The 15,092-nt window shown below is 68.4% G+C and carries 10 protein-coding genes; 8 read left to right on the top strand and 2 right to left on the bottom strand.

All coding sequences use genetic code 11. The features are described from left to right. The 7 genes from AC5P76_RS05950 to AC5P76_RS05920 all read left to right on the top strand — a co-directional run bounded on the left by AC5P76_RS05950 (position 1) and on the right by AC5P76_RS05920 (position 9,587). Entirely contained in the window at positions 1 to 2,613 is a 2,613-nt protein-coding gene (locus AC5P76_RS05950; protein WP_414488209.1) for a [protein-PII] uridylyltransferase, read from the top strand. After that, complete coding sequence (dapD, locus tag AC5P76_RS05945; RefSeq protein ID WP_053518332.1) at positions 2,613 to 3,662, top strand: 2,3,4,5-tetrahydropyridine-2,6-dicarboxylate N-succinyltransferase; 1,050 nt, start codon at positions 2,613 to 2,615, stop codon at positions 3,660 to 3,662. Before AC5P76_RS05950 ends, dapD begins: the two co-directional genes overlap by 1 nt. 2 nt (positions 3,663 to 3,664) lie before the next feature. Continuing rightward, complete coding sequence (locus AC5P76_RS05940) at positions 3,665 to 4,531, top strand: hypothetical protein (protein WP_253119023.1); 867 nt, start codon at positions 3,665 to 3,667, stop codon at positions 4,529 to 4,531. 31 nt (positions 4,532 to 4,562) lie between these two features. Beyond that, positions 4,563 to 4,934, top strand: a complete 372-nt coding sequence (locus AC5P76_RS05935; RefSeq protein WP_180875666.1) for an arsenate reductase — start codon at positions 4,563 to 4,565, stop codon at positions 4,932 to 4,934. After that, the gene (dapE, locus tag AC5P76_RS05930; RefSeq protein WP_053518336.1) at positions 4,931 to 6,058 is read left to right on the top strand and encodes a succinyl-diaminopimelate desuccinylase; all 1,128 of its coding nucleotides are present in this window, start codon (positions 4,931 to 4,933) and stop codon (positions 6,056 to 6,058) included. The genes AC5P76_RS05935 and dapE overlap by 4 nt, the downstream gene beginning before the upstream one ends. Positions 6,059 to 6,424: 366 nt before the next feature. Next, positions 6,425 to 8,116 (top strand): asparagine synthase B, encoded by a 1,692-nt coding sequence (gene asnB / locus AC5P76_RS05925; protein WP_053518338.1) that lies wholly within the window; start codon positions 6,425 to 6,427, stop codon positions 8,114 to 8,116. Between the two features lie 82 nt (positions 8,117 to 8,198). Then, positions 8,199 to 9,587, top strand: coding sequence for a cation:proton antiporter domain-containing protein (locus tag AC5P76_RS05920; RefSeq protein ID WP_253119025.1), 1,389 nt, complete (start codon positions 8,199 to 8,201; stop codon positions 9,585 to 9,587). A gap of 82 nt (positions 9,588 to 9,669) precedes the next feature. Here AC5P76_RS05920 and AC5P76_RS05915 read toward each other — a convergent pair whose 3' ends face one another. Next, positions 9,670 to 11,997, bottom strand: a complete 2,328-nt coding sequence (locus AC5P76_RS05915; protein WP_253119026.1) for a penicillin acylase family protein — start codon at positions 11,995 to 11,997, stop codon at positions 9,670 to 9,672. A 123-nt stretch (positions 11,998 to 12,120) separates the two neighbouring features. Between AC5P76_RS05915 and bfr the strand changes: the two genes are divergently transcribed. Further along, positions 12,121 to 12,609: a bacterioferritin gene (gene bfr / locus AC5P76_RS05910; RefSeq protein WP_053518345.1), complete on the top strand. Its 489-nt coding sequence runs from the start codon at positions 12,121 to 12,123 to the stop codon at positions 12,607 to 12,609. A 210-nt stretch (positions 12,610 to 12,819) separates the two neighbouring features. Here the strand turns inward: bfr and parC are convergent, their stop codons facing one another. After that, a complete protein-coding gene (gene parC / locus AC5P76_RS05905) occupies positions 12,820 to 15,063 on the bottom strand; it encodes a DNA topoisomerase IV subunit A (protein ID WP_053518348.1) in 2,244 nt (747 codons plus the stop codon). Positions 15,064 to 15,092: the final 29 nt, after the last annotated feature.

The raw sequence follows: 15,092 nt of genomic DNA, 5'->3' as shown, positions 1-15,092 counted from the left end.
CTGCTGGACACGCCGGCCGCGTCGCTCAACGACCCGGACTGGGCTTCCGCTGCACGGCAGGCCTTGCAGCAGGCCGATGCGCGGCTGTACCGCCGTTTCGACCAGGGCGACAACATCGAGCGCCTGCTGGCACTGCGCGCGCGCGCGGCCGATCACCTGATCCGGCTGGCGTGGCAGCGCTGCCTGCCGTCCGACAGCGGGCTGTCCCTGTTCGCAGTGGGCGGCTACGGCCGTGGGGAGCTGTTCCCACGGTCTGACATCGATCTGCTGGTGTTCGGCGCGCCGCCAGCGCAGCTCGCCCACGAAGCGGGCCTGGCGCGGTTGTTCGCCCTGCTGTGGGATTGCGGATTGGCGGTCAGCCATGCCGTGCGCTCGGCGGCGCAGTGCCGCGAGGCGGCCGCCGACCAGACCGTGCTGACCGCGCTGATCGAAGCGCGCCCGATCCTGGCCGACGATGCGGCGCGCCGGGCGCTGCGCGAAGCAACCGACGACGACAGCGGACTGTGGCCGGCGCGCACCTTCTTCCTGGCCAAGCTGGAGGAACTGCGCAACCGCCACCAGCGTTTCGGCGATACCGCCGACAACCTCGAGCCCGATCTGAAGGATGGCCCCGGCGGGCTGCGTGATCTCAATACGCTGGGGTGGATGGCGCTGCGCGCGTTCGGCGTTCGCGACCTTGAGGCGCTGGTCGGGCTGGGCCATCTGGGTGCCGACGAAGCCGCGGCGCTCCAGCGGGAGCGCGCGGTGCTGGCGCGCCTGCGCTTCGGCCTGCACCTGGTGGCACGGCGGCCGGAGGAGCGCCTCCGCTTCGATTACCAGAAGACACTGGCCGCGCGGCTGGGTTTTGAGGACGACGCCGAGAACCTGGGCGTCGAGAAGATGATGCAGGGGTTCTATCGCGCCGCTTCGGTGGTGCGCCGGATCAGCGACCGCCTGCTGCAACGCTTCGAGGAGCAGTTCGACGGCGAAGCGCTGCCGGAACCGCTGACCGTGGGTTTCTCGCTGCGCCGCGGCTATCTGGCGGCGAACGAGGCGGCGTGGCCGCGCGGCGACATCGGCCAGGTGTTCGCCCTGTTCGCCGGCTGGGCCAACAACCCGCAGGTGCGTGGCCTGCATTCGCTGACCGCGCGCGCACTGGCCGAGTCGCTGCCGCTGCTGCCCGCCTATGACCAGGCCGATGCCGATGCGCGTGAGCAGTTCATGGCGCTGCTGCGTGGCCAGCGCCCGGTCGACACGCTCTCGCGGATGGCCCGGCTGGGTGTGCTGGGCCAGTGGATTCCCGCGTTCGCCCAGGTCAGCGGGCGCATGCAGTTCGACCTGTTCCACGTCTACACCGTCGATCAGCACACGCTGATGGTTCTGCGCAATATCGGCCAGTTCGCCAGCAGCCGTGCCGACGAGCGCTTCTCGATCGCGCATGAAGTGTGGCCGCGGCTGCGCAAGCCGGAACTGCTGCTGCTGGCCGGGCTGTTCCATGACATTGCCAAGGGCCGCGGCGGCGATCATTCCGAGCTGGGAGCGGTGGATGCGCGCGCGTTCTGCCAGGCGCATGCGCTCAGTGCCTCGGATACCGAACTGGTGGCGTGGCTGGTCGAACAGCACCTGCGCATGTCGGTGACAGCGCAGAAGCAGGACATCGCCGATCCGGCCGTGATCCATCGTTTCGCAACCCTGGTCGGCAGCCGCGACCGCCTCGACTACCTGTACCTGCTGACCTGCGCCGACATCGCCGGCACCAGCCCCAAGCTGTGGAACGCCTGGAAGGACCGGCTGCTGGCCGATCTGTACTTCGCCACGCGGCGCGCACTGCGCGAGGGCCTGGAGCATCCGGTGCCGGCCGCCGAGCGCGTTGCCGAGGCGCGTGACAGCGTGCGCGCGCTGGTACGCGAACAGGGCTATGACGACGCCACGATCGACCGCCAGTTCGCCGTCATGCCTGATGAAGGCTTCATCCGCCTGCGTCCGGAGCAGCTGGCCTGGCAGGCCGCTGCGCTGGTGCCGGTGAAGCAGGGCCAGGCGCTGGTGAAGGTGCGCCGCATCAGCGTCGACGACCCCGCGCTGGAAGTGTTCGTGCATTCGCCGGATCGCGACGGCCTGTTTGCTGCCATCGTGATGACGCTGGACCGCAAGGGCTACGGCATCCATCGCGCACGGGTACTGGACGGCCCCGCGGGCACCATCTTCGATACCTTTGAGGTCAGCCCCGCCGATACCTTCGCCGATGGCAGCAGCGCCAACCTGGAAGCTGCGCTGCGCGAGGCGCTGGCCGGTGACCTGGGCCGTCTGCGCCCGTCGCGGCGGGTGGTGCCGCGGCAGCTGCGTCACTTCCGCTTCGTGCCGCGCATCGAGTTCCGCGATGAGCCCGGCGCAACCCGATTCGCCCTGGTCGCACCCGACCGCCCCGGCCTGCTGGCCGACGTGGCGTTCGTGCTGCGCAACCAGGGCCTGCGCGTGCATGACGCGCGCATTGCCACGTTCGGCGAACGCGCCGAAGACACCTTCGTGATCAGTGACGAACACGACCTCCCCCTGACCGAACCCGCCCGGCAGCAGCTGCATGACGCGATGCTGGCCTGCCTGGACCCTGATCGAAACGCCGGAGACCCCACCTGATGGCCACCAAGCCTGCAAAGAAGACCGCCGCGACCGCCAAGAGCGCAGCGGCCCGAAAGACCACTGCCGCGACGGCCGCAAAGAAGACCGTTGCCCCGGTGAAGAAGGTGGCTGCCGCGAAGAAGCCGGCGCCGAAGAAGGCCCCGGCCAAGAGCGCGGAAGCCGCGCGCGCTGAGACCATCGCCCGCAAGTCGCTGCGCAGGCCGGCCGCGCCGGGCGTGGAAGAACTGAAGTTCGGCATCGAAAGCGCCTTCGAGCGCCGCGCGACGCTGACCCTGCATGAACTGGAGGGCTCGACCCGGGTGCTGGTCAACCGCGTGATCGACGGCCTGGAAAGCGGCGAGTTCCGTGTCGCCGAGCCGGACGGGCAGGGGGGCTGGAAAGTCAACGAATGGCTGAAGAAGGCGGTGCTGCTGTACTTCCGTGTCAATGACATGGCAGTGGTCGACGCCCGTCCGGCCCCGTTCTGGGACAAGGTCGAATCGCGCTTTGCCGGGTACGACGAAGCGAAGTTCCGTCGTGCCGGGGTACGCGTGGTGCCGGGCGCGATCGCGCGCCGGGGTACCTACTTCGGCAAGGATGTGGTGCTGATGCCGAGCTTCACCAACATCGGCGCCCATGTCGGCGAGGGCACCATGGTCGATACCTGGGCCACCGTCGGTTCCTGTGCGCAGATCGGCCAGCATTGCCACCTGTCCGGTGGCGCCGGCATCGGCGGCGTGCTCGAACCGCTGCAGGCCAGCCCGACCATCATCGAAGACCATTGCTTCATCGGCGCGCGTTCGGAAGTGGTGGAGGGCGTAGTGGTCGGCCACCACAGCGTGATCGGCATGGGCGTGTTCCTCAGCCAGAGCACCCGCATCTACAACCGCGCCACCGGCGAGATCACCTACGGCTACATCCCGCCGTACAGCGTGGTGGTGTCGGGCTCGCTGCCGAGCAAGGACGGCACGCACTCGCTGTACTGCGCGGTGATCGTCAAGCAGGTCGATGCCCGCACCCGCAGCAAGACCAGCGTCAACGATCTTCTGCGCGGCCTGGCGGACTGACGATGACTGCGCCGGACGACCTGGCGCAGTCCGCGATCTACCGGCATCCGTTCGACAACGTGTTCGCGCGGATGCTGCCGCGCCTGCTGCACGCACCGCGCTGGACCCGGCTGCGCCGCGCGCTGTCGCGGCGCTGGCCGATGCCGGCGCTGGCCAGCGATGTGCGCGATGTGATCTACGCCAGCTGGTGGGTCGATGTGCGCCATGCGCCGTCACCGCCACCTGGCCATCACTACGTGGTCCATGCAGGTCGTACGCCTTACACCATCCTCAGCTATCGGCACGGTCACTTCGGGCCGGCCCTGGCCGGCCCTCTGCGGGCGCTGATGCCATCGCCGCAGCAGAGCAACTGGCGCTGGTACCTGCGCCGCGACGACGATCCGGACGGCACCCCGGTCGTGCTGTTCGACCGCAACGTGATGGATCAGCTGGCCTTCGTCGCCGGTGCGCGTGCCTTCAGCGATGCCATGCAACCTCATCTCTCCGTGCGCTTCGCACATGTGCTTGGGGCCGATGGCGGCGGCCATACCCTGATCGAAGGTGGGCACGGCAGCGCGCCGGCGCTTCGACTGCAGTGGCAGGTTGCCGCAGGCTGGGACGATGCCACGTGGTCGGCGGCCTTCGGCGGCCATCACGCCCTGCTGCGTTTCCTGACCTGCCAGGACGAGGCCATCGCCCGTACCTGTGACGGGCACTGGGCCAGCACCCGCATCGACCTGCCGGTGGAGCTGACCCATCTGCGGCCGTTGCACCTGCAGGGTACGCTGCAGTGTCCACGCCTGCAGGCGATGGGCGTTGCGCTGCCCGACGGGCTGGCCTTCCACCTGCCACGCGTGCCGTTCCGGGTCGTGTCCGAGCGTCTGTTGTGAGATTCTGCCCCTCTGTTTTCCAGCATTGCCGATGGCCATGAGCACCACTGTCTACGGATTGAAGAACTGCGATACCTGCAAGAAGGCGACCAAGTGGCTGGACCGCTTCGGCGTGCCATACACCTTCGTCGACTACCGCGAGACCAAGCCCGGCCCGGAAACGCTGGTCGAGTGGGCCGCGCAGCTGGGCGGCCTGTCCGCGATGGTCAACCGGTCATCGACCACCTGGCGGCAACTGCCGGACAACCGCAAGGCGGCCGCCTCCGATGCCGAGTGGAAGCTGCTGCTGCGCGAGTACCCGCAGCTGATCAAGCGCCCGCTGGTGGTGACGTCCGACGGCAAGGTCAGCCAGGGATTCAGCGACAACGGGTTCAAGGCGCGCTTCGGCGTGGGTGGCGCGTGAGCGCGGTGCTGGACCTGGCCAGCGAGCTGATCGCACGGCCATCGGTCACGCCGGACGATGCCGGCTGCCAGGCGCTGCTTGCGGAGCGGCTGCAGCGTGCAGGGTTCGACTGCGAGCACCTGCGCCTGGGCGACGTCGACAACCTGTGGGCGACCCATGGCAGCGGTGCGCCGGTGCTGGTCCTGCTGGGCCACACCGACGTGGTGCCACCGGGACCGCGCGAGGCTTGGCAGAGCGATCCGTTCGTCCCGCAGATCCGCGATGGCGTGCTGTACGGCCGTGGCGCGGCCGACATGAAGGGCAGCGTAGCCGCGTTCGTGATCGCGGCCGAGCAGTTCGCCGCAGCCCACCCTCATCATGCGGGAACGCTGGCGGTGCTGCTGACCAGTGACGAGGAGGGCGATGCGATCGACGGCGTGCGCCATGTCGCGCGCCTGTTCGCAGAGCGTGGCCAGCGCATCGACTGGTGCATCACCGGCGAACCCTCGTCGACCGCAACGCTGGGCGATCTGCTCCGCGTCGGCCGCCGCGGCAGCCTGTCGGCGAAGTTGCGCGTGCAGGGTGTGCAGGGCCATGTGGCCTACCCGGAGAAGGCACGCAACCCGATCCACCAGGCGGCGCCGGCGTTGGCCGAACTGAGTGCGCGGCGCTGGGACGAGGGTTACGAGAGCTTTCCGCCGACCAGCCTGCAGATCTCCAACATCCATGCCGGCACCGGTGCCAACAACGTGATTCCGGGCGAGCTGGAAGTGGATTTCAACGTCCGCTACAACCCGCATTGGGATGCGCCGAAACTGGAAGCGGAGATCACCGCGGTGCTGGACCGTCACGGCCTGCAGTACACGCTGAAGTGGCACCGCAGCGGCGAGCCGTTCTACACGCCCGAAGGCACGCTGCGTGCCGCCGCGCGCGCCGTGCTGGCCGATCACATCGGCGGTGCGCCGGAAGAAAGCACCGGTGGCGGAACGTCCGACGCCCGCTTCATCGCGCCCTTGGGCGCGCAGTGCATCGAAGTGGGACCGGTCAACGCCAGCATTCACCAGGTCGATGAGAACGTCCGCGTGGATGAGCTGGAGGCCCTGCCGGGCCTGTACCTGCGGCTGGTCGAGCGCCTGCTGGTGTGAGGGAGGATGCCGGGCATGGCCCGGCGCCGCCCTCGGCCGACGGTAGCGCCGGGCCATGCCCGGCGTATGACGCACCTGGTTGCCAACGCAACTGTTGCGCGGCCCCGGAAACCGGGTTAGGGTCGGGTCATGTCGATCCGCCCGGCCACCGCCGTCAACAACAACCGCAATAATCTGCGCGCGAATAATCGTGCGCGGCCGATGCGGGACTGCGCCCTGGGTAGATAGACAGCAACACACGCCCGGACACCAGAAAACCCGCATCGGCCGATGCGGGTTTTTTTGTGCCCGGGCGTAGCCCACCCGGGCCTGGTTGGCCGGTCGAACACCTTCCTACCCGTGAAATACCCCAACAGGAGTTCCCCCATGTGTTCGATCTTCGCAATCTTCGGCCTGCAGGCCGGTGATGATCTTCCCGCCCTGCGCCGGCATGCGTTGGAGCTGTCGCAGCGGCAGCGTCATCGTGGCCCGGACTGGAGCGGCGTCTACCTTGATGAAGGTGCACTGCTGGTGCACGAGCGGCTGGCCATCGTCGATCCGGCGGGTGGCTCGCAGCCGCTGTTGTCGGCGGACGGTCAGCTGGCGCTGGCGGTCAACGGCGAAATCTACAACCATCAGCTGCTCAAGGCCGCGCTGGCCCACCCCTACGACTTCCAGACCGGCTCGGACTGCGAGGTGATCAACGCGCTGTACCGGCAGGGAGGCTCGCCGTCCCGCTGGCTGGAGCAGCTCAACGGCATCTTCGCCTTCGCGCTGTGGGACCGCGATGCCGGTCGCGTACTGGTGGCGCGCGATCCGGTCGGCGTGGTGCCGCTGTACTGGGGGCACGACGCGCAGGGGCGCCTGCGGGTGGCTTCGGAGATGAAAGCGTTGGTTGATACCTGTGCCGACGTTGCCCAGTTCCCGCCGGGTCATTACTACGACAGTGCCAGTGGCGAACTGGTGCGCTACTACCAGCAGCCCTGGCGCGAGTATGCGGACGTTGAAGGGCGCCAAGCCGATCTGGCCGAGCTGCGACAGGCCTTTGAACATGCGGTGGAACGCCAGCTGATGAGCGACGTGCCGTACGGCGTGCTGCTGTCCGGTGGACTGGATTCGTCGCTGGTGGCCGCCGTCGCCGCCCGCTATGCCCGCCGCCGCATCGAGGATGGCGGCCAGAGCGAAGCCTGGTGGCCGCGCCTGCATTCGTTCGCGATCGGGCTGAAGGGATCGCCCGATCTGGCCGCCGCCGCCGTCGCCGCCGAAGCGCTGGGCACCGTGCACCACGGCTTCGAGTACACCTTCGAGGAAGGCCTCGACGTGCTCCCCGAGGTGATCCGCCATATCGAAACCTACGATGTCACCACCATCCGCGCGTCCACGCCGATGTTCCTGCTGGCCCGGCGGATCAAGGCGATGGGGGTGAAGATGGTGTTGTCCGGCGAAGGCAGCGACGAGATCTTCGGCGGCTACCTGTACTTCCACAAGGCACCGGACGCGCGCGAATTCCACCAGGAGCTGGTGCGCAAGCTCGATGCCCTGCACAACTACGATTGCCTGCGTGCCAACAAGTCGATGATGGCCTGGGGCGTGGAGCCTCGCGTGCCGTTCCTGGACCGCGACTTCCTCGATGTGGCGATGCGCATCGACGCCGCGCACAAGATGGTCGGCAGCGGCTTCGGCGGTCGCCGTATCGAGAAGGCGGTGTTGCGTGAAGCGTTCGATGGCTATCTGCCGGACAGCATCCTGTGGCGCCAGAAGGAGCAGTTCAGCGATGGCGTCGGCTATGGCTGGATCGATGGATTGAAGGCGCACGCCGAGGCGCAGGTCAGCGACCGGGTACTGGCCGCCGCCGACAAGCGCTTCCCGCACAACCCGCCGCAGACCAAGGAGGCGTACTACTATCGCCACCTGTTCGAACAGTTCTTCCCGAGCCGGGCCGCGGCCGAAACGGTCCCGGGTGGAAAATCGATCGCCTGTTCCTCACCGGCCGCGATTGCCTGGGACGCGAGTTTCGCCGCAGCGGCCGATCCGTCCGGCCGGGCGATTGCCGGGGTACACGAGCAGGCCCTGGCGTGACCGGCAGCGCCGGGCTACGCCCGGCGGGCGCTCAGCGTCGGCGCAGGCAAGGACGTATCATCGCCCCCCTGCACATTGGGGAATGTTCATGGACGTACAGAGCGAGGGCCGGGCGCCGCCGATGAAATGGGGGTGGCGCTACGCGGCCTGGGCCGGACTGCCGTTGCTGGCCGGCCTGCTGCTGGCGCGGTATGCCGGGCCGGCGGCGCCTGAAGCGGTCGCACGCGCCACGGTTGCCGACGAAGGCAGCTGGGCCCGGCATCTGTCATCGCCGCTGGGCCTGTTCCTGCTGCAGCTGCTGGTGCTGCTGCTGGTGGCCAAGGGCGCGGGAGCGCTGCTCAAGCGCTTCGGCCAGCCGGCGGTGATCGGCGAAATGGCGGCAGGCCTGATGATGGGCCCGTTGGTGCTGGGCAGCCTGTTGCCGCAGTTGCATGGCGCGCTGTTCCCGGCGGCGTCGCTGGCGCCGTTGGGCCTGCTCAGCCAGCTGGGTGTGCTGATGTTTCTGCTGGTGGCCGGTGCCGAACTCGACCTGGCCGCACTGCGCGGACGACGGCGGTTCGCGTTCACCGTCAGCCATGCCGGTATCGCCGTGCCATTCATGCTGGGCGTGGCCCTGGCGATCTGGCTGTACCCGCAGCACGGTCCGCAGGGCGTGGGCTTCACGTCCTTCGCGCTGTTCGTCGGGATATCGATGAGCATCACGGCATTCCCGGTGCTGCTGCGGATCCTCGCCGATCGCGGCATCACCCATACGCCGCTGGGACAGACCGCCATTGCCTGCGCGGCACTCGGCGATGCCACGGCCTGGTGCCTGCTGGCGCTGATCGTGGCGGCTGCACAGGCCGGTGGCTGGCTGCCGGCAAGCCTCAGCCTGCTGGGCGTGGTGGCCTTCGTGGTGCTGATGCTTGGCCTGGTGAGACCGTGGTTTGCCCGCCAGCAGGTCGTGGCAGGACGCGAAGGACGGTGGTTGCTGGGCATCCTGCTGTTGTCGCTGGCCAGTGCGTTGGTGACCGAGATGCTGGGCATCCATGCGTTGTTCGGTGCATTCGCTGCGGGCGTGGCGGTGTCATCCAATGCGCCGCTGCGCGCACTGCTGATGGCCCGCGTCGAGCCGTTCGCGGTGACCCTGCTGCTGCCCCTGTTCTTCGCCATGACCGGCCTGCGCATGCGCGCCGACGCACTGCACGCCGGCGACATCGTGCTGTGTCTGGTGGTGATCGCGGTGGCCACGGCCGGCAAGCTGCTGGGCACATTCAGTGCCGCCCGCAGCACCGGCCTGCCGGCCCGCGAGGCATGGCGGCTGGGAGCGCTGATGAACACGCGCGGCCTGATGGAACTGATCGTGCTCAACCTGGGCTATGAGCTGGGCCTGCTCGGGGATCGCCTGTTCGCGGTGCTGGTGATCATGGCACTGGTGACCACTGCGATGACCGGGCCGTTGTTGAACCTGATCGAGCGCCGCCGCACCTGAGCCGGTAGCGCCGGGCCATGCCCGGCGGCTTTGCTGTCCGTCCACGCTGCGCGCTCGCCGGGCATGGCCCGGCGCTACCCCTCTATCTCGCCGGCACCAGCGTCATCACGTGCTGGGCCTTGCCCGGCAGGAACGGCGAGGGGCGGCCATGCACCCAGTCTTCGTGGCCCGCGCCCCAGTAGGGGGACAGCGGGTGGCCACTCTGGCCACCGGGCATGTGCACGATGCCGTCGGCTTCGTGACCGGGGGAGACCACCATCCGCTGCGAAGCACCGAAATCCGGGGCCTGCACCCGTGGCATGTCGCGGTCGCCGGGCAACGGCTCGGCCGGCATGCACAACGCGCGGCGTGCGAAGGCGGGCAGGGCGCGACTGACCGGGTGGCAGATCGACGCGGTGTTGCGCTCTCCCCAGCGGCGCTGGGCCAGCGGTCCCTGGCTGGCAAGATCTGCTTCCAGCTCACGTGCGGCCTTCGCCAGCAACGCATCCCAGCTGTCGATACCGGGTGGCAGCAGATGTGCTGGGCGCTGTTCCAGCATCGGCCAGACCACGCCTTCCAGCTCGGGCAGCCGCGGCGGCAGGTAGTCGGCGCCCAGCTGTGCGCGGGCAGGCGCGAGCAGCGCACCTTCCACCGCATCGAGCACCTTGCCACGGAAGCCGCGGGTGATGCGATAGCTCACCGAGTCCACCGATGCCCGTCCTTCCCAGTGCGCATTGGCTGCATGCAGGCGCTGCAGTGCAGGGTCGCTGCTGTGTGCGGTGATCTGCTGCAGCAGCGCCCACCAGCGTTGCAGCATTACCGCGCGGTCATCGAGCTGGATCGCCAGCAGGTCGTGCTCATCGAAACGGTCCTGGACCGCCAGCAGGTCGCGGATCTGCCGCGCGCGGGCGCCAAGGTCGTAGCCGCCATTGCCGGCCACTGCCAGTGCGGCGCCGTCCAGCACGCGGCCGTTGGCGGTCCACAGACGGTGGTTGGCGGGATCGATCAGTGCGGGAGCAGCGTCGCTGCGCAGCGACCAGGGTGCGCAGGCGTCATTGCGCGCTGGCGCGTAGCCGGCCGCCGCACATCCGGGGCCACGGTCCGGACGGGCGCCGATCAGACGCCAGGCGATGCGCCCGCTGCGGTCGCCGATCACCAGGTTCTGTGCAGGAATGCCGGCGCGGTCGGCCACGCGCAGGGCCTGGTCCAGGTCGCCCGCGCGGGCCATGTCGGCGAAATCCAGGCGCACCGCGCCGGGCAGATGTGCGACCCAGCGCAGTGCGTCGCCGCTGCCATCGGCGTGGGTGTGCAGGATCGGCCCCCAGGCGGTCTCGCGCACCGCGAACACCACGTCATCCTGGCCGGCCACGGCGATGCGCTCTTCGTGCACCGTCACCGGGGCCGTGGCCGGTTCGTTGCGGAAATCCGCGGTGTCGATGTAGCTGTTGGTGAATCCCCAGGCGATGTGCCCGTTGCTGCCGACGATGACGGCCGGTAGACCGGGCAGCGAGAAGCCACTGATGTCGACCTGGCCATCGGCCGCCTGCGGATCGGGATAGCGCAGGCGCACGCGGAACCAGAGACCGGGTGCACGCAGGCCCAGGTGCATGTCGTCGGCAACGATCGCACGGCCATTGGCAGTGAGGGCGCCGGCCACGGCGAAGTTGTTGCTGCCCACTGCGCCGGTTTCCACCGGCACGGAGGCGGGCGAGGCGGCCAGCGTGCGCAGATCCAGTTGCCCTGCATCGGGCAGCAGGGCATTGCCGCGCGGCTCGCCGAACAGGGGCGCATCCCATTCGCTGCCCTGGTGCGCGATCAGCGCATGCAGCGCCGGTGGCACCACCGCCTGGATGCGGCTGAGCGCCAGTTCAGTCCGGTTGCCCGGATCCTGCAGATCGGCGTACATGGCCAGCCCGGCCAGCACGCTGTCGCTGGCGGTCCACGGCTGCGGCGCCTGCCGCAGCAGCAGGTAGGCCCACGGGCGCACGGAGAGATCGGCCAGGCCCTGGTTGACCCCATCGACATACGCGTTCACCGCCGCGGCGTTGCTGCCCAGGGCGGCCTCCAGATGGGCTCCGGTCCGCGCGCGCAGGCGATGAACCCGCATGCGCTTGTCCACCTCGATGGCCTTCGGGCCGAACAGCGCAGCCAGTTCGCCGGCCGCGCTGCGCCGCATCAGGTCCATCTCGAAGTAGCGCTCCTGAGCGTGGACACGGCCGAGCGCACGCATGGCGTCGGCCTGGCTGCCCGCGGTGATGGTGACCACGCCCAGCGCGTCGCGCTCGACAGTGACTGCTGCGCTTAGGCCGGGCAGGGCATGTTCACCTTCCAGATCGGCCAGGCTGCCGCGCAGCAGCAGCCACGCTGCCAGGGCCACCACCAGCAGGGTGGCGATCAGCACGCCGAGCAGCCAACGCCATGTACGTCGCATTGCAGGTCCTTTCCGAACGCCGGGGCCGATTGTAGCCGCAGGCGCAACTGCGACTGATTCCGATTAGATCACCGTATCCCGAAATGGGGCACCCTATGCCGCATCGATTCACAGGAGCCCCCCATGAAAGGCAACCCGGACGTCATCGCCTGCCTGAAGGAACTGCTGCGCGGCGAGCTTGCCGCGCGTGACCAGTACTTCATCCACTCCCGCCGTTACGAGGACCAGGGCCTGTTCGCGCTGTATGAGCGCCTGAACCACGAGATGGAGGAAGAGACCCAGCATGCCGACGCGCTGCTGCGCCGCATCCTGTTCCTTGGCGGTGATCCTGACATGCGCCCGCACCTGACCGAGCCGGGTACGACGGTGGAGGAGATGCTGCAGAAGGATCTGGACACCGAGTACGCCGTGCGCAACAACCTCGCCGCCGGCATGAAGCTGTGCGAAGAGAAGGGCGACTACGTGAGCCGCGACATCCTGCTGGCGCAGCTGAAGGACACCGAAGAGGACCACGCCTGGTGGCTGGAGCAGCAGTTGGGCCTGATCAAGCGCATCGGCCTGGAGCTGTACCAGCTGAGCAAGATCGACGGCAGCGGCGCCCCGGCGCACTGAACCGGTACCGTCGCCCGCCAGCACCGGAGCATCGCTCGCCAGCCTTCGCCCGCCAGCCGCTCCACCGCCCGCCAGCCGACAACGAAAAAGCCGGGGAATGCCCCGGCTTTTTCGTGTCTGGTGCTGCGTTTCGGTAGCGCCGGGCCATGCCCGGCGGGCAGAGCTGGGGTCAGAGCCCTCTCCGTTGGAAAGGGATCCGACCCCGCTGCGTCATTCCACTGACAGGCCTTCGACCTTCTGCCAGCCACGCGGCAGCAGGTGGCCGCGAGTCGCCCGCGCGCCGAGGTAGGCATCGAGCTCGTTGAACTTCAGGCCCATCGTGCGCTGGCCGGCGCGCACCTGCAGGGTCTGCCCCGGCCCGATCGCCACGATGGCGACCACGCGTTCCGTGGCCAGCTTGGCCTTGGGGATCTCGATGATCTTGTTGCCCTTGCCCTTGTCCAGTTCGGGCAGATCGCTGGCCGGAATCGCCAGCAGGTTGCCCGAGCTGGTCACCGCCACGATGCGGTCGCTCTCGACATTGGCGACCACCGCCGGTGGCAGCACCGACGAGCCGGCGGACAGGTTCAGCATCGCCTTGCCGGCCTTGTTGCGGCCGATCAGGTTCTCGAAGCGGGTGACGAAGCCGTAGCCATGGCTGGACGCGAGCACGAAGCGTGCGTCCGGCTCGGCGCTGGCCAGGGTGACGAAGCTGGTGCCGGGCGCCGGCGAGAAACGGCCGGTCAGCGGCTCGCCGTTGCCCCGCGCAGAAGGCAGGGTGTGCACCGCCGTTGAATAGGCCCGGCCTTCGCTGTCCAGGAATGCGACCTGCTGGGTGCTGCGCGCGCGCACGGCGCCCTGCAGCGCATCGCCATCGCGATAGGACAGGGCCGACGCGTCCACGTCATGACCCTTGGCGGCGCGGATCCAGCCCTTCTGCGACAGCACCACCGTCATCGGCTCGCTTGGCACCAGCTCGGTCTCGTCGATAGCCTGCGCCGCCTGGCGCTGGACCAGCGGCGAGCGGCGCTCGTCGCCGAACTTCTTCGCATCGGCTTGCAGCTCGTCGCGGATCAGCTTCTTCAGCTTGGCCTTGCTGTCGAGGATGCCGATGATCTTCTCGCGTTCCTTGGCCAGCTCGTCCTGCTCGCCGCGGATCTTCATTTCCTCCAGGCGGGCCAGCTGCTTCAGCTTGGTCTCCAGGATGTACTCGGCCTGTTCTTCGGACAGGCCGAAGCGCGCGATCAGTGCGGCCTTCGGTTCGTCCTCTGTACGGATGATATGGATCACCTCGTCCAGGTTGAGGAAGGCCACCAGCAGACCTTCCAGCAGGTGCAGGCGGCGTTCGACCTTCTGCAGGCGATGCTGCAGGCGGCGGGTGACGGTGTTGCTGCGGAACGTCAGCCATTCGCTGAGCAGCATCTTCAGGTTCTTCACCTGCGGACGGCCGTCCAGCCCGATCACGTTGAGGTTGACGCGGTAGCTGCGCTCCAGGTCGGTGGTGGCGAACAGGTGGCCCATCAGCTGCTCGGCATCGACGCGGTTCGAGCGCGGCACCAGCACCACCCGCACCGGATTGGCGTGGTCGGATTCATCGCGGATGTCTTCCAGCCACGGCAGCTTCTTGGCGCGCATCTGCGCGGCGATCTGCTCGATCACCTTCGAGGGCGATACCTGGAACGGCAGTGCGGTGACCACGATGTTGCCGGCTTCACGGCTGAACGTCGCGCGCGCACGCACGCTGCCGTTGCCGGTCTCGTACAGGGTGCGCAGATCGTTGGCGGCCGTGATGATCTCGGCGCTGGAGGGATAGTCCGGGCCTTTCACGTGCTCGCACAGGTCGCGCACGGTGGCATCCGGATCGTCCAGCAGGTGCAGCAGCGCGCTGACGATCTCGTTGAGGTTGTGCGGCGGCACATCGGTGGCCATGCCCACGGCGATGCCCGTGGTGCCGTTAAGCAGCAGGTGCGGCAGGCGGGCCGGCATCCACGTCGGCTCCTGCAGCGTGCCATCGAAGTTGGGCGCCCAGTCGGTGGTGCCCTGGCCCAGCTCGCCCAGCAGCACCTCGGCGATGGGGGTCAGCTTGGATTCGGTGTAGCGCATCGCCGCGAACGACTTCGGGTCGTCGCTGGAGCCGAAGTTGCCCTGGCCCTCGATCAGCGGATAGCGGTAGGAGAACGGCTGGGCCATCAGCACCAGCGCCTCGTAGCACGCGCTGTCGCCGTGCGGGTGGTATTTACCGATGACGTCACCGACGGTGCGTGCGGACTTCTTCGGCTTGGACGCGGCATTCAGCCCCAGCTCGCTCATCGAATAGATGATGCGGCGCTGCACCGGCTTCAGGCCGTCGCCGACGAACGGCAGGGCGCGGTCCAGGACCACGTACATCGAGTAGTCGAGGTAGGCGCGTTCGGCGTACTCGCGCAACGGCAGTTGTTCGAATCCGTGGAACACGGGGCGGGCAAGTTCGGTCATGCGGCGTTGTTACCTATGTCGGGAGGCGG

Source organism: Stenotrophomonas sp. YJH_SMC_36 (assembly GCF_059369935.1).
This window is presented reverse-complemented; position numbering and strand designations above follow the sequence as displayed.

Bases quoted from the DNA above. Each gene is read 5' to 3' on its own strand.
- bfr (WP_053518345.1), top strand. From the start codon at position 12,121: ATGAAAGGCAACCCGGACGTCATCGCCTGCCTGAAGGAACTGCTGCGC.
- asnB (WP_053518338.1), top strand. From the start codon at position 6,425: ATGTGTTCGATCTTCGCAATCTTCGGCCTGCAGGCCGGTGATGATCTT.
- AC5P76_RS05935 (WP_180875666.1), top strand. From the start codon at position 4,563: ATGGCCATGAGCACCACTGTCTACGGATTGAAGAACTGCGATACCTGC.
- AC5P76_RS05915 (WP_253119026.1), bottom strand. From the start codon at position 11,997: ATGCGACGTACATGGCGTTGGCTGCTCGGCGTGCTGATCGCCACCCTG.
- parC (WP_053518348.1), bottom strand. From the start codon at position 15,063: ATGACCGAACTTGCCCGCCCCGTGTTCCACGGATTCGAACAACTGCCG.
- dapD (WP_053518332.1), top strand. From the start codon at position 2,613: ATGGCCACCAAGCCTGCAAAGAAGACCGCCGCGACCGCCAAGAGCGCA.
- AC5P76_RS05940 (WP_253119023.1), top strand. From the start codon at position 3,665: ATGACTGCGCCGGACGACCTGGCGCAGTCCGCGATCTACCGGCATCCG.
- AC5P76_RS05920 (WP_253119025.1), top strand. From the start codon at position 8,199: ATGTTCATGGACGTACAGAGCGAGGGCCGGGCGCCGCCGATGAAATGG.